Consider the following 13,668-nt stretch of genomic DNA (forward strand, 5'->3'; position numbering starts at 1 on the left):
GGCGCCCTAGGCGAGCTCCAGGTCGAGCGGGAGGTCGCCCCGGGAGGTGATCCGGAGTTTGCGGTAGACCCGCGTCAGGTGCTGTTCGACCGTGCTCACCGTCAGGAAGAGCCGGGCCGAGATCTCCCGGTTGGTCAGGCCCTGCGCGGCCAGGGTGGCCACGTGCTGCTCGGAACCGCTCAGCCTGGCCGCGGTGGTACCGGGCCGGCCCTTGTCCGCCTTCCCTGCCTGGCCCGGCCGGGCCGGCGCCCGCCGCCGTCACCAGCGGTGCGTCGGGAAGGATCTCCTGGCACAGGGGCGCCGCGCCCGTGTCCTTCGCGAGCTGCCACGCCGAACGGATCATCACGCCGCCCTTCGACGAGGAGCCGTCCTGCTGGAGCGCCCGGCCCAGATCCGCCATCGCACGGGCCGTCTCCACGCGGTCGCCGGAGCGGTGCAGCTCGTCGATCGCCTGGGCGAGGACCGTCGGCCGCCGCTGGGAATCCCCGGCCAGCGCCCACATGCGCAGGGCGAGACCGCGTACGTGCGGGCGCTGCGCGTCGGGCATCGCGAGCCGGCGCAGGGCGAACTGCTCAGCCCGGTGGTCCTCCCCGAGGCACAGCAGGGCCCGCGCCGCATCCGTGCGCCAGGGCAGGAACGCCGGCCGGCCCACCCCCAGCTCTCCATCAGCCGGCCGATCTCGAGGAAGTCGGCCAGTGCCGCGTGCGGCTGATGGAGAGCCAGGTGGTGCAGTCCGCGGGCACGCAGATACGCCAGCCCATGCATGCTCATCAGCTGCCGGCGCGGCAACTGCCGACCGGTCAGGCGGGACGCCTCGGTGCACTGGCCCATTGCAGACGCTGGCCGAATCCGGCCCCGGAGAGCGGGCCACCGCCGCACAGCACGCCAAGGGCAAACTGACCGCCCGGGAACGCATCGCCCTGTTCTTCGACGAGGGCACGTTCAACGAGGTCGAGGGATTGCGCAGACACCGCGCCACCGGCTTCGGCCTGGAGGACAAGAAACCCCACACCGACGGCGTCGTCATCGGCTGGGGCAAGGTCCACGGCCGCACCGTCTTCACCTACGCCCACGACTTCCGCATCTTCGGCGGGGCACTGGGCGAGGCCCACGCCGAGAAGATCCACAAACTGATGGACCTGGCCGAGGCCGCGGGCGCCCCCGTCGTGGGCCTCTGCGACGGCGCGGGCGCCCGCATCCAGGAGGGCGTGACCGCGCTCGCCGGATACGGCGGCATCTTCCAGCGCAACGTCCGCAACTCCGGTGTCATCCCGCAGATCTCCGTCATCCTCGGCCCCTGCGCCGGCGGCGCCGCGTACTCCCCGGCGCTCACGGACTTCGTCTTCATGGTGCGCGGCACCTCGCAGATGTTCATCACCGGTCCCGACGTCGTCCAGGCGGTCACCGGTGAAGCCGTCAGCATGGAGCACCTCGGCGGCGCCGACAGCCACGCCGAGTCCTCGGGCGTCGCGGCCTTCGCCTACGACGACGAGGAGAGCTGCCTGGAGGACGTACGGCACCTGCTGTCCCTCCTGCCGCAGAACAACCGCGAACTCGCCCCCGCCGGCGACCTCGACGACCCCGCCGACCGCCGCAACGACAGCCTGCTGGACCTGGTGCCGGCCCAGCCGAACCGCTCGTACGACATGCGTGACCTGATCGAGGAGATCGCCGACCACGGCGACTACTTCGAGGTGCACAGCCAGTGGGCGCAGAACATCGTGTGCGCCCTGGCCCGGCTCGGCGGCCAGGTCGTCGGCATCGTGGCCAACCAGCCTGCCTGCCTCGCGGGCGTCCTGGACATCCACGCCTCCGAGAAGGCCGCGCGATTCGTGCAGTTCTGCGACTCGTTCAGCATCCCGCTGGTCACCCTGATCGACGTACCCGGCTTCCTGCCCGGCGTCGACCAGGAACACAACGGCATCATCCGGCACGGCGCCAAACTGCTGTACGCGTACTGCAACGCGACGGTGCCGCGCATCTCGCTGGTGGTGCGCAAGGCCTACGGCGGCGCGTACATCGTCATGGACTCCCGTTCCATCGGCGCCGACATCGCCCTGGCCTGGCCCTCGAACGAGATCGCCGTCATGGGAGCCGAGGGCGCCGCGAACGTCATCTTCCGCCGGGAGATCAACGCCTCCGACAACCCGGAGGAGACCCGCCGACAGAAGATCAAGGAGTACCAGACCGAGCTGATGCACCCGTACTACGCGGCCGAACGCGGCCTCGTCGACGACGTCATCGACCCGGCCGACACCCGCGCCCGGCTGATCTCCACCCTGGACATGCTCCGTACGAAATATGCCGAGCAGCCCAGCCGCAAGCACGGAAACCTGCCGCTGTGACCGCCCCCGGGAACGAGACGCCGGCCGCCGGGCTCACCTCCGCCGCCGTCCATGTCTCCAAGGGAAACCCGACGGCCGAGGAGGTCGCCGCCCTCGCCGTGCTGCTCACGGCCCGGATCCGGCTGGCGAACGAGGCGCTGGCGAACGAGGCGCGGGAACAGGCACGGACCTCCTGCGTCGCGCCGCTCCGGGCGCTCCGTCACCGCGGGCCCGTCCCGTTCACGCCGCCGGGGGCATGGGCCTCGTGATCACGGGCCCGGTCTCCTGTTCGACGAGGGAGTTCCGGGCCGCCCGCCGGGCCGATCCGCCGTACTCCCGGCACTGCGCGCCGCCGCTGCCCGCGGCGGCCGCGAGCTCGTCGATCCGGCGCAGCAGGGTGCCCTGCGCGCGGGAGAGCTCGTCGACGCGCTCCCGAAGCCGGGCGACCGTACCGCCGAGGTCGAGCAGAGCCGCCGCGTCCGACATGCCGCCTGACAGCCCGTTGCCCGGCAGCACGCCGTCCGCGAACGGCGCGTGCCGGATCGTCGACTCCATCCGGGCGCGCAGCGCCGGGCCCGGCTCCACACCGAGCGTGTGGACCAGGAGCTTGCGCGCACGCTCGTATACCCCGAGCGCCTCGGCGGGCCGGCCCGCCAGGCACAGACCATCGACAGGTCGTAGAAGCGCTCCCGCAGTGGATGCTCGTACGTCAGCCGCTCCAGCTCGCCCGTGACGTCCTCGTGCGGTGCCGAGCGCAACCGTGTCTCGTACAGCTTCTCCAGGGCCGCCAGCCGGTGCTCCTCGAGACGCTCGGCCTCCGCCGCGCACAGCGGCCCGTGCAGACAGTCCTGCAGCGCCGGGCCGCGCCACACCGCCAGCGCGCGCCCCAGCAGTTCGGTGGCGTGCGCTGGGTCGCCCAGCCCCGCGAGTCGCCTGCCTCCCTGCCCACCTGAGGACCGATACTGCGCGGCTACTGCGCGGCCGCCGCGGTGTGTGCGCCCTTCTTGCGTGCGCGGTAGGCGGCTGCCTTGATCTTGTTCCCGCAGGACTCCATGCCGCACCACTGCCGCCGCATCCCCCGGGAGCGGTCGATGTAGACACGGGTGCACTCGGGATTGCCGCACTCCTTGAGCAGGGGCACGTCCGGCCCGCTCAGGAGCTCGACCGCATGGCGCGCCACGGTGGACAGGGCTTCGTCCGGCGTCGCTTCCGTCCAGCGTCCCGAGGCGGTGAGCTGCGGTGCCGCGGGTGGCTTGCGTGCCGCGCCGTTCAGCACTTCCAGCGCCTCGTCGGCGTACTCCTCACCGAGCCGACGGGCCGTGATCAGCCGGTAGACGGCCTCCCGTACGGCCGTCGCGCGATCGACGTCGTCCTGGTCGCCGGGGGAGACCGCGTCGACGATGCCGGATTCCAGGTACCACGCCCGCAGCCGCTCCGGCGTCACGAACATCTCGAACCGCACCGAGCGCCGTGCCCGGAGTGTCGCGGCGAAGTCGAGCGCCGGATTTCCGCATACGAAGACATGATCCAGATTCACATCACCATTCTGGCAGGTGACTATCGGGTCAGCAAGGCTCGTCACCTGCTGGGCCGGTGGTCGTCCCCGTGTTGCCACCCGTGCTGTCGCCCAGCCGGACTTCGCGGCCCTGCCAGCGTCTGCGCAGCCAGCGGTCGTGGCTGGCCAGGACGATCGCGCCGGGCCCGGTGCCCAGCGCGGCCTCCAGCTCGTCGCACAACCGCGGGGACAAGTGGTTCGTGGGCTCGTCGAGCAGCAGCAGCTCCGGCGGACGCGCCACCAGGAGCGCCAGCGCGAGCCGGCGGCGCTGACCGACCGACAGCCGGCCGACCGGCTTGTCCAGATCTGCCTCGTGCAGCAGACCCAGCGAGCGCAGCGGGACCGTCTCCGCCCGCTCGGCGCCGAGCGAGCGCTCGTAGGTCTCCAGCCCGGTCCGGTCGGGCCGGCCGAACACGGTGTCCTGGGCCAGCAGACCCACCGTCAGCCCCCGCCGCCGTCGTACGTCGCCCTCGGCCGCGAGCCGCCCGGCGAGCACGGACAGCAGCGTCGACTTGCCCGCGCCGTTGCCTCCCGTGACGAGGATGCGCTCGGTCGCCGGTACGTCCAGGTGCGCGACGGTCAGCCGGCCCGGCACCCGCACGTCGCGCAGCGAGACGAGGGCGTCGTCCGCCGACTCCTCCCCTGGTGCGGTGACGGCGAGTGCGGTGCCGTGGAAACGCAACGGCTGCGGCGGCTCACCGATCTGCCCGCGCTCCAGCCCGTCCAGCCTGCGGGTGGCGTTGCGCACCCGCCGCGAGATCTGGCTCTGCACCCGGCCGCCCCGGTGGCCGTAACCCATCTTTTCGTTGTCGCGCCGCTCCCGGTCGGGCGCTACGCGGTGCGCGGTCACCCCGGCCGAGTGGCGCAGCGCCGCCAGCTCCTCCTGTTCCTCGGCGTACCGCCGTTCCCAGCGCTCCCGCTCGGCATGCTTCTCGGCCAGGTAGGCGCTGTAGTTGCCGCCGTAGCGGACCGGGCCGTCCATGGCCGGGTCGAGGTCGATCAGATCCGTGCAGACGGCGTCGAGGAACGCCCGGTCGTGGCTGGCCACCACGACGACCCCGGGCAGGCCGCGCACCTGCTCCTCCAGGAACGCGGCGGCGCCGTCGTCGAGGTGGTTCGTCGGCTCGTCCAGCAGCAGCGCCGAGGGGCGCCGGACCAGCAGAGCGGCCAGCGCCAGACGGCCGCGCTGCCCGCCGGAGAGGGAGCCGAGCGCCCGGTCGTGCCGGAACGCGCCGAGGCCGAGCCCGTCGAGCACGATCGCGGCACGCCGGTCGGCGTCCCAGACCTCCCGCTCCTGGGCCTGTTCCAGCCGCCGTCCGTACGCGTCGAGCAGCTCGGCGTAGCCGGGGGAGTCCTGCGGTACGTGGGCGAGCCGCTCGGTGAGACGTTCGAGCTCGGCCAGGTCGTCGCGGGCCTCGCGCAGGGCTTCGTCCAGCACGTCGGCGATCGTCGACGCGTCGTCGAACGGCATCTCCTGGTGCAGGAAGCCGAGGTCGGCCGGGCGCGTGATGCTCCCGGCATCGGGTTCGTCCACTCCGGCGAGCAGGCGAAGCAGCGTCGACTTGCCGACGCCGTTCTCCCCGATCAGCCCGATGCGGTGGCCGGGGGAGGCGGTGAGGGAGACGCCGTCGAGGACCCTCTTGGTCCCCAGGGTGCGGACGACGTCGTATGCGAGCAGGGCCGGTCGAGACATGGTGGTCCACCTGACGTGATCAGTGCTCGGCCCGCCGGGTGGTGACCCACCTCGGGCGCGGGCCCGGTCGGCACATCAGCGGCTCACACCTCCGGCGCTCCCGTCTCCGCCAGCTCACCGCCGGCCAGCCTCAGCCACCGGTCCACGCCGATCCGGGCGAGAAAACGCTCGTCGTGGCTGACCACCATGAACGCCCCCCGGTACGAGCCCAGCGCGCTCTCCAACTGGCCCGCGCCGACCAGGTCGAGGTTGTTCGTCGGCTCGTCCAGGAGCAGCAGCTGCGGAGCCGGTTCGGCGCACAGGACACAGGCCAGGGTGGCCCGCAGCCGCTCGCCGCCGGACAGTACTCCGACGGGGAGATGGGCCCGGGGGCCCCGGAAGAGGAAGCGGGCGAGCAGATTCATCCGCTCCGCCTCCGGCCTGTCGGGCGCGAACGCGGTGAAGTTCTCGGCGACGGTACGGTCCGGGTCCAGCAGGTCCAGGCGCTGCGAGAGGTACGCGATCCGGCCGTCTGCCCGCTTGATCTGCCCGCTGTCCAGGCCGAGTTCGCCGTTGAGCAGCCGCAGCAGTGTGGTCTTGCCGGAGCCGTTGGGACCGGTCAGCGCGATGCGTTCGGGGCCCCGGACGGTCAGGTCGACGCCCGCTCCGGCGAACACGGCCCGTCCGCCGTGACGGACCTGCATCTGCTCGCCGAGGACGAGTGTGCGTCCGGCGGGCACATCGGTGTCCGGAAGATCCAGCGTGATGCGCTGCTCGTCGCGCAGGGCGCGCCCCGCCTCGTCCAGCCGGGCCTTGGCCTCGCCGACCCGGGACGCGTGCATCTGCCCCGACCGGCCCGCGGACTCCTGGGCGCCTCGCTTCATGTTCCCGGCGAAGATACGTGGCAGGCCCGCGCTCTTGAGGTTGCGGGCGGCATTGCTCGCGCGGCGCTCGGCGCGTTCGCGGGCCTGCTGCATCTCCCGCTTCTCCCGCTTCAGCTCCTGTTCGGCGTTGCGGATGTTCTTCTCGGCGACCTCCTGCTCGGCCTGCACGGCCTCTTCGTACTCGGTGAAGTTGCCGCCGTAGAAGCGCAGTTCAGCGCGTTCGAGCTCGGCGATGCGCTCCATGCGGTCGAGCAGCGCCCGGTCATGGCTGACCAGCAGCAGGCAGCCGCTGAAGTCCTCCAGTACGTCGTAGAGTTTGTGACGGGCGTCGAGGTCGAGGTTGTTGGTCGGCTCGTCGAGCAGCAGTACGTCGGGCCGTTTCAGCAACTGGGCGGCCAGACCGAGCGAGATGACCTGGCCGCCGCTGAGTGTGTTCAGGCTTCGGTCGAGGGCGAGGTCGGCGAGGCCGAGCCGGTCCAGCTGGGCCCGGGTGCGCTCCTCGATGTCCCAGTCGTCACCGATGACCGTGAAGTGTTCCTCGCTCACGTCCCCGGACTCCACGGCGTCCAGGGCCCGGATCACCGCGGCGACGCCCAGGACCTCGGCCACCGTGAGGTCACCGGTCAGGGGGAGGGTCTGCGGGAGATGGCCGAGCGTGCCGCCCACGGACACGGACCCGGTGCCGGGCCGCAGTTCGCCGGCGATCAGCTTGAGCAGGGTGCTCTTGCCGGAGCCGTTGGGCGCGACCAGGCCCGTCCGGCCGCTGCCCAGGGTGAAGGACAGGTCCTCGAAGACCGGGGTGTCGTCGGGCCAGGCGAAGGACAGGTTCGAGCAGATGACAGAGGTGTCGGACATGGAGAGACCTCGAATGAGATACGGGCAGGCGCAGACTGCTGCCCGGGACATGGATGAAGGGAACGACGGAACGGCCACGACGGCGATGCTCCTGGGCATCGGCCGGTGGCCTGACAGATCGGGGTATCACCCCGAGATGTCGTCGTCACCCACCATGTCTGGTCTCCTCAATACATGATCAAAGCTCTCGTCAGCCTAGCAGGCCCCAGGGTCCTACAGGCCGAGGTCGGCGGCCAGGCAGGAGAAGGACATCCACGAACCCTCCGGGTCGTACGCGTCCCTCACGGACTCCTTGGGCGAGGCGGGCTTCACCTCGGCCATGTCCTGGTAGGGGACGCGCTCGGGCAGCTTCCCGAACCGCTCGTGCCGGGCCGCTGCGGCACTGTCCGTCGTGTGCTCGGTGTGCTCGGTGTGCTCGGTGTGCTCGGTGTGCTCGGTGATCACGGTGTTCTTGGTGTTCACGGTCAACCTCCGCTCGATCGGTCATCGGCTGTCGGTTGCGGATCGCGCCGTAGCGCTGGGCTGATACGAGCGTCGCACCGGTCTGCGTCACCTGTCAAGCCGGTGACGAAGTCCGGATGGCGTCAGAAGCGGTCCGCGTCGACGACGGCCCGGGCGAAGTCGGCGGGTGCCTCCTGCGGCAGGTTGTGGCCGATGCCCTTCAGGGTGCGGTGGTCGTAGGCGCCCGCGAACCTGTCGCGGTACGACGATCCGTCGCCCGGTGCGGTGAAGGGGTCGCGCTCGGCGTCGAGGGTGATGGCCGGCACCTCGATGACCGGCCGCGCGGCGAGCCGCTTCTCGAACCGGTCGTAACGGCGCTCGCCGGCGGCGAGGCTCAGCCGCCAGCGGTAGTTGTGGATCACGATGTCGGCGTAGTCGGGGTTCTCGAAGGACGCGGCCGTGCGCTCGAAGGTGGCGTCGTCGAAGTCCCATGTCGGGGAGACGGTGTCCCAGACCAGCCTGTTCAGGTCGTGCCGCTTCGTCCGGTCCTCCATGGCCAGCCGGCCCCGCTCCGTGGCGAAGTAGTACTGGTACCACCAGGCGTGCTCGGCCGCGGGCGCCAGCGGCTCAAGGTTGGCCGCGAGGTTCGTGATGAGGTAACCGCCCACCGATACCAGGGCCTTGCAGCGTTCCGGCCAGAGGGCCGCGATGATGTCGGCGGTCCGCGACCCCCAGTCGAAGCCCGCGAGTACCGCACTCTCGATCGTGAGGGCGTCCATCAGGGCGATGATGTCGAGGGCGATCGCCGACTGCTGGGCGTTGCGGAAGGTGAGGGCGGAGAGGAAGCGCGTCGTGCCGTGACCGCGGAGGTGGGGGACGATCACGCGGTAGCCCTCCGCCGCCAGCAGGGGGGCGACGTCGACGAAGCTGTGGATGTCGTAGGGCCAGCCGTGCAGACAGATGACCACGGGGCCGTGGGCGGGGCCCACTTCGGCGTAACCGATGTCCAGCAGGCCGGCCTTGACCTGCTTCAGGGACTCGAAGGATGTGAGCCCGGCCGGTTTCCCGGCTCCGCTTCGCGCGGCGGCGGACGCGGTCGAGGGGGTTGCCAGGCCCGCCAGGGAGGCGGCGGCCGTGCCGGTGCTCAGTCCCAGGGCCTTGCTGAAGGTGCGCCTGCCGATCATGTGAAGCCCTCCGTGCGTGTCGAAGTGCGGACCTGAGTGCGCACGACTGTCCCACGCAGTTCGTCACCAGTCAAACAGGTGACGCATTCGACTCGTGCGTATTGTGTTCGGTTCGTGTCCTCGACGAACTCGATGGAGGAGAACCGGACATGGCAGCCCCTTACCCGCCGATCGATCCCTACGACCACGGCATGCTCGACACCGGCGACGGAAACCTCATCTACTGGGAGACCTGCGGAAACCCGGACGGCAAGCCCGCTCTCGTCGTCCACGGCGGCCCCGGTTCGGGCTGCTCGACGGGCCCGCGCAAGTCCTTCGACCCGGAGCGCTACCGGATCATCCTCTTCGATCAGCGCGGATGCGGCCGGAGCACACCCCATGCCGCCGACCCCACCACCGACATGGAGCTCAACACCACCGAGCATCTGATCGCCGACATGGAGCAACTGCGCGAACACCTCAGTGTCGACCAGTGGTTGCTGTTCGGCAACTCATGGGGCTCCACGCTCAGCCTCGCGTACGCCGAGCGGTACCCGGAGCGGGTGTCCGAGATCGTCCTCGCCGCGGTCACCAGCACCCGCCGCTCCGAGATCGACTGGCTCTACCGGGGCGCGGGCCGGTTCTTCCCGGAAGCATGGCAGCGATTCCGGGAGGGCGTCCCCGAGGTCGACCGGGACGGCGACCTCGTCGGAGCGTACGCGCGCCTCATGGGGAGTCCCGACCCGGACGTACGGGCCAAGGCCGCGACCGACTGGTGTGCCTGGGAGGACGCGGTCCTCTCCGCGGAGCCGAACGGCTCACCCAACCCGTACGGCGGCAGGCCGCCCCGGGCCATGCTGGCGCTGGTGCGGATCTGCTCGCACTACTTCGCCCATGGAGCCTGGCTGGAGGAAGGCCAGTTGATCCGCGACGCGGGACGCCTGGCAGGCATCCCCGGCGTCCTGATCCACGGCCGCCTCGACATCAGCGGACCGCTCGACACGGCCTGGGAACTCGCCCACGCCTGGCCCGGCGCGGAACTCGTGGTCATCGAGGACTCGGGACACAAGGGCAGCGCCGCCATGAGTGCGGCCCTGTACGCGGCGTTCGAGCGCTTCGCGCAGTAGTAGCAGGAGTAGGCAGTCGCAGTACGGGCTTCACTTCAAGAACGCCGCGACAGTTGCCACGAACCGGTCCGCGTCGTCGATCCAGGGGTAGTGACCTGCTCCTGGCTGCACGGCGAGTGCGGCATCGGGGAACAGTGCGGCTGCCTCGGCCACCGACCGGGGAGGGCTGTTCACGTCGAACTCCCCGGCGAGCAGCAGGACGGGGGCCCCGAAGCCGGCGAGCGCCGCACGGGTGGCGTCCGGCGTGAAGGCGCCTTCGGCCGCGAAGAGAGCGACGGCCTCCTCGTTGCCCGGCCTGCTCGCCGCCTGGTGCTGCTGCGCCGCGGCGTCCCACCGGCCGCAGAAGAAGGGGTTGATGGCCTCCCAGTCGCTGCCGGTTCCCTCGGTGATCGCCTCCAGGGCGGCGAACGCCGCCGGGAACCACGGCTCGTTCCTGCGAAGCCGCGCGAGCTCACGTCGCATCTCCCCGGTGATCGCGATCCCGAGGGCCCGGGTGCCGGGGGCGATCAGGGCGAGCCTGCCGACGTTCTCCGGGTGACGCGCCGCGTACTGCGTCGCGAGGTTCGCTCCGGCGGAGTGGCCGAGCAGATCGATCCGGGGGAGTCCGAGGTGGCTGCGCAGGGCCTCGACGTCCTCGACGAGGCGGTCACAGCGGTAGGAGGAGGTGTCTTCGGGGATCGCGGACCGTCCGGTGCCGCGAAGGTCCAGGGCGATCAGCCGGCGGTGCGCCGACAGGCCGCCGAGGTCGCCGAGGTAGCAGGAGTCCGCAGGGCCCCCGGGGATACAGACGGCCGGGTCGCCGTCGCCATCGCCGCGTACGTGGTAGGCGAGCCGGGTTCCGTCAGGTGCGAAGAAGGTGGGCATGGGCATGGACCCTGCCAGTCATAACCAGGTTTTACAACCTGGTTATGGAGCTGAGGGGGTCGGGTGTATAACCGAGTCATGGCAGGCGAAGAGAGCACGCACCGGATCCCCGAGGCGCTGACCGAGGAACAGGCCGGGCGGATGCTCGCCGACATGAACGAGGTCATCCGTGCGGGCGAGGAGATGCGGAAGCTGCGCTCCGAAATGATCAAGCTGTTCATCGGCTTCGGCTGGACGCAGGACAGGATCGCTCGGCTCGCGGCCATGAGCCAGCCCGCCGTGTCCAAGCAGATGGCGAAATACCGGCTGGACGACGAACCGCCGCCCCCGATGGCGCTCTCCCTCGACCAGCACGACACCCCATGGCTCGAAGGACGCCTGTGGGCCCTTGCCGAGGAGATCTCGGAGACCCTCGGCGACACCGCCCGCTGCACCCGCTACGTCGACGCCATCGCAAGGGGGAAGCAGCGCTTCACCCCCGAGAACGTCGACGAGCTGCGACGCCTCGTCGAGGAGGACCTGAGACTGCACCGGGCGGCGACGCCCGGCAGCTACCAGGAGGTGTACGACAAGATCAGCCGTGGCCTCGACGTCCCCCCGAAGGCGACCAGCACCACCGCATCGGCCTCCGTGCGCCGCACCCTCGCGCACCGGATCCAGCGCGACCGGCTCAGGGGCGACGCCTGACTGACGACGCCTGACTGACGACACCTGACTTTGGACGCACGCGTATGGAGTTGAGCGTTGTGGCTATGGTTCGTCTCGCCGGATCGGCGTTGACTGATCGGCATGACGAACGAACAGAACATCCAGCAGAGCACTCAGCGGGCCGACTCGAAGACGATTCTGGTGATCGGCGGCACCGGAAAGACCGGGCGCCGTGTGGCGGAGCGGCTCACCGCGCAGGGGCTGCCGGTGCGCGTGGGATCCCGCAACGCCGAACCGCCCTTCGTGTGGGAGGACCCCAACACCTGGGAGGCGGCGCTCGACAGCGTCGGAGCCGTCTACGTCACCTACTACCCCGACCTCGGGTTCCCCGGAGCCGCGGAAGCCGTCGGTGCCTTCTCCGAGCTCGCCGTGAAGAAGGGCGCGCGCCGGCTGGTACTGCTCTCCGGACGCGGTGAAGAGGGCGCGGTCAACAGCGAGAACAAGCTCAAGGAGTCGGGCGCCGACTGGACCGTCGTACGGGCCAGCTGGTTCAACCAGAACTTCAGCGAGAGCTTCTTCCTGGAGCCCGTCCTCGCCGGTGAGCTTGCGCTGCCGACCGCCGACGCGGTGGAGCCGTTCGTGGACGTCGAAGACATCGCCGACGTCGTCACTGCCGCCCTCACCGACGACAAGCACATCGGCAGGACGTACGAGCTGTCCGGGCCCCGGTCGCTGAGCTTCGGTGATGTGGCCGCCGAACTGTCGCAGGTCACCGGCCGGGAGATCACGTACACCCCGGTCACCCTCGACGACTACCGGGCGGTCCTGCGGGAGAATGGGCTGCCTGTCGAGTTCGCCGACCTGTTCGCCCTGATCCTCGACGGGCGCAACGCGGACGTCGTCAACGGCGTGGAGGAGGCCCTCGGCCGCAAGCCGCGCGACTTCTCGGCCTTCGCGAAGGATGCCGCCGCTACCGGCGTCTGGAACGTCTGACAACGCCCGGCAACATCTGAGAGTGCACGGTACGGATTCGGCCCGGCGCCGCGCCCTCAAGCCGAATGGGGATCACCACATGGACGTACTCACCGGACTCCTGGACGGGCCCAAGGCGCGCGGCGCCTTCCTGCTCAAGTCCGTCTTCGACCCGCCCTGGTCGCTCCGCATCGAGGACCGTGCTCCGATCTCCCTGGCCACCATGGTCCGGGGCAGCGCCTGGGTGATGCCCGACGGCGGTGTCCCGGCCCTCATCGGTCCCGGCGACATCGCCGTGCTGCGTGGCCCCGACCCGTACACGATCGCCGACGCGCAGGACACCCCCGTCCAGATCACCGTCGGCCCCGACCAGCGCTGCAGCACCACCGTCGGTGAGGACGTCACCGACACCATGGCCCTGGGGGTGCGGACCTGGGGGGACCCGCTCGGGCAGGGCTCGTCCGTCATGCTCAGCGGTACGTACCAGGCGCCCGGCGAGATCGGCCGCCGGCTGCTGGGCGCCCTGCCCACCCTCCTGGTGCTGCCCGCCGCCCTCGACGACACCCCGCTCGTACCCTTGCTGGCCGAGGAGATCGGCCGCGACGAGCCGGGACAGGAGTTGGTCCTCGACCGCCTCCTCGATCTGCTCTTCGTCGGTGTGCTGCGCGCCTGGCTCGCCGAGCCGGACGCCGGTGCGCCGGCCTGGTACCACGCCCGGTCCGACCCCAGGGTGGGGCCCGCACTGCGACTTCTGCACGGTGATCCGGCCCATGCGTGGACGGTGGAATCGCTGGCCCGCAAGGTCGGTGTCTCCCGGGCGGGCCTCGCCCGCCGCTTCACCGAGGTGGTGGGGGAGCCGCCGATGACCTACCTGGCCACCTTGCGTCTCGCCCTGGCCGCCGACCTGCTGCTCGAATCGGATGCCACCGTGGCCACGGTGGCGCGCCAGGTCGGCTACAGCAGCGCGTTCGCGCTGAGCTCGGCGTTCAAGAGGGTGCGTGGGGTCAGTCCGCAGGAGTACCGGAAGAGCGGCGCCTCGCGGATTGTCATGCCTCGGGAGACACCGTCCCGGACGGTGGTGCTGGGCGGCTGACGGCCCGGTCCGCTCGCGTCACGCCCCGTCGGAGGGAGACCGCAGAGGCTACGGAGACGGCAAGGGCCGC

At 70.8% G+C, this 13,668-nt stretch carries 15 protein-coding genes and 1 pseudogene; 7 read left to right on the forward strand and 9 right to left on the reverse strand.

What is annotated here, in order from left to right; genetic code table 11:
- Positions 1–6 precede the first annotated feature (6 nt).
- Entirely contained in the window at positions 7–162 is a 156-nt protein-coding gene (locus tag OG978_RS42500; protein ID WP_442817879.1) for a helix-turn-helix domain-containing protein, read from the reverse strand.
- Between the two features lie 49 nt (positions 163–211).
- Between OG978_RS42500 and OG978_RS42505 the strand changes: the two genes are divergently transcribed.
- The 3 genes from OG978_RS42505 to OG978_RS42515 all read left to right on the forward strand — a co-directional run bounded on the left by OG978_RS42505 (position 212) and on the right by OG978_RS42515 (position 2,593).
- On the forward strand, positions 212–712 hold the full coding sequence (locus tag OG978_RS42505; RefSeq protein ID WP_326770440.1) for a hypothetical protein: 501 nt from the start codon (positions 212–214) through the stop codon (positions 710–712).
- Positions 713–830: 118 nt separating this feature from the next.
- Complete coding sequence (locus OG978_RS42510) at positions 831–2,345, forward strand: acyl-CoA carboxylase subunit beta (RefSeq protein WP_326770441.1); 1,515 nt, start codon at positions 831–833, stop codon at positions 2,343–2,345.
- Positions 2,342–2,593 (forward strand): acyl-CoA carboxylase epsilon subunit, encoded by a 252-nt coding sequence (locus OG978_RS42515; RefSeq protein WP_326770442.1) that lies wholly within the window; start codon positions 2,342–2,344, stop codon positions 2,591–2,593. The genes OG978_RS42510 and OG978_RS42515 overlap by 4 nt, the downstream gene beginning before the upstream one ends.
- Here the strand turns inward: OG978_RS42515 and OG978_RS42520 are convergent.
- The 7 genes and pseudogenes from OG978_RS42520 to OG978_RS42550 form a co-directional block, all read right to left on the reverse strand.
- Positions 2,565–2,909 carry a hypothetical protein gene (locus tag OG978_RS42520; protein ID WP_326771090.1) on the reverse strand — a complete coding sequence of 115 codons (345 nt, stop codon included), beginning with the start codon at positions 2,907–2,909 and terminating at the stop codon, positions 2,565–2,567. The genes OG978_RS42515 and OG978_RS42520 overlap by 29 nt on opposite strands.
- A 24-nt stretch (positions 2,910–2,933) precedes the next feature.
- Positions 2,934–3,388, reverse strand: a pseudogene (locus tag OG978_RS42525) (AfsR/SARP family transcriptional regulator); the annotation flags it as partial.
- The gene (locus tag OG978_RS42530) at positions 3,295–3,861 is read right to left on the reverse strand and encodes a CGNR zinc finger domain-containing protein (protein WP_326770443.1); all 567 of its coding nucleotides are present in this window, start codon (positions 3,859–3,861) and stop codon (positions 3,295–3,297) included. The pseudogene OG978_RS42525 and the gene OG978_RS42530, both read right to left, overlap by 94 nt.
- A gap of 28 nt (positions 3,862–3,889) precedes the next feature.
- Positions 3,890–5,572 (reverse strand): ABC-F family ATP-binding cassette domain-containing protein, encoded by a 1,683-nt coding sequence (locus tag OG978_RS42535; protein WP_326770444.1) that lies wholly within the window; start codon positions 5,570–5,572, stop codon positions 3,890–3,892.
- Between the two features lie 83 nt (positions 5,573–5,655).
- Entirely contained in the window at positions 5,656–7,290 is a 1,635-nt protein-coding gene (locus tag OG978_RS42540) for an ABC-F family ATP-binding cassette domain-containing protein (RefSeq protein ID WP_326770445.1), read from the reverse strand.
- 213 nt (positions 7,291–7,503) lie between these two features.
- The gene (locus OG978_RS42545; RefSeq protein WP_326770446.1) at positions 7,504–7,752 is read right to left on the reverse strand and encodes a hypothetical protein; all 249 of its coding nucleotides are present in this window, start codon (positions 7,750–7,752) and stop codon (positions 7,504–7,506) included.
- A 122-nt stretch (positions 7,753–7,874) separates the two neighbouring features.
- The gene (locus tag OG978_RS42550; protein WP_326770447.1) at positions 7,875–8,915 is read right to left on the reverse strand and encodes an alpha/beta fold hydrolase; all 1,041 of its coding nucleotides are present in this window, start codon (positions 8,913–8,915) and stop codon (positions 7,875–7,877) included.
- 149 nt (positions 8,916–9,064) lie between these two features.
- Between OG978_RS42550 and pip the strand changes: the two genes are divergently transcribed.
- Positions 9,065–10,021 carry a prolyl aminopeptidase gene (gene pip, locus OG978_RS42555; protein ID WP_326770448.1) on the forward strand — a complete coding sequence of 319 codons (957 nt, stop codon included), beginning with the start codon at positions 9,065–9,067 and terminating at the stop codon, positions 10,019–10,021.
- Positions 10,022–10,051: 30 nt separating this feature from the next.
- On the opposite strand, the gene OG978_RS42560 is transcribed toward pip, so the two are convergent.
- Positions 10,052–10,885 carry an alpha/beta fold hydrolase gene (locus OG978_RS42560; protein WP_326770449.1) on the reverse strand — a complete coding sequence of 278 codons (834 nt, stop codon included), beginning with the start codon at positions 10,883–10,885 and terminating at the stop codon, positions 10,052–10,054.
- A 78-nt stretch (positions 10,886–10,963) separates the two neighbouring features.
- Between OG978_RS42560 and OG978_RS42565 the strand changes: the two genes are divergently transcribed.
- The 3 genes from OG978_RS42565 to OG978_RS42575 all read left to right on the forward strand — a co-directional run bounded on the left by OG978_RS42565 (position 10,964) and on the right by OG978_RS42575 (position 13,598).
- Positions 10,964–11,572, forward strand: coding sequence for a sigma-70 family RNA polymerase sigma factor (locus tag OG978_RS42565; protein ID WP_326770450.1), 609 nt, complete (start codon positions 10,964–10,966; stop codon positions 11,570–11,572).
- A 102-nt stretch (positions 11,573–11,674) separates the two neighbouring features.
- Entirely contained in the window at positions 11,675–12,526 is an 852-nt protein-coding gene (locus OG978_RS42570; RefSeq protein ID WP_326770451.1) for an NmrA family NAD(P)-binding protein, read from the forward strand.
- Positions 12,527–12,605: 79 nt separating this feature from the next.
- Positions 12,606–13,598, forward strand: coding sequence for an AraC family transcriptional regulator (locus OG978_RS42575; RefSeq protein WP_326770452.1), 993 nt, complete (start codon positions 12,606–12,608; stop codon positions 13,596–13,598).
- Positions 13,599–13,668: the final 70 nt, after the last annotated feature.

The organism is Streptomyces sp. NBC_01591, assembly GCF_035918155.1.
Lineage (GTDB): Bacteria > Actinomycetota > Actinomycetes > Streptomycetales > Streptomycetaceae > Streptomyces.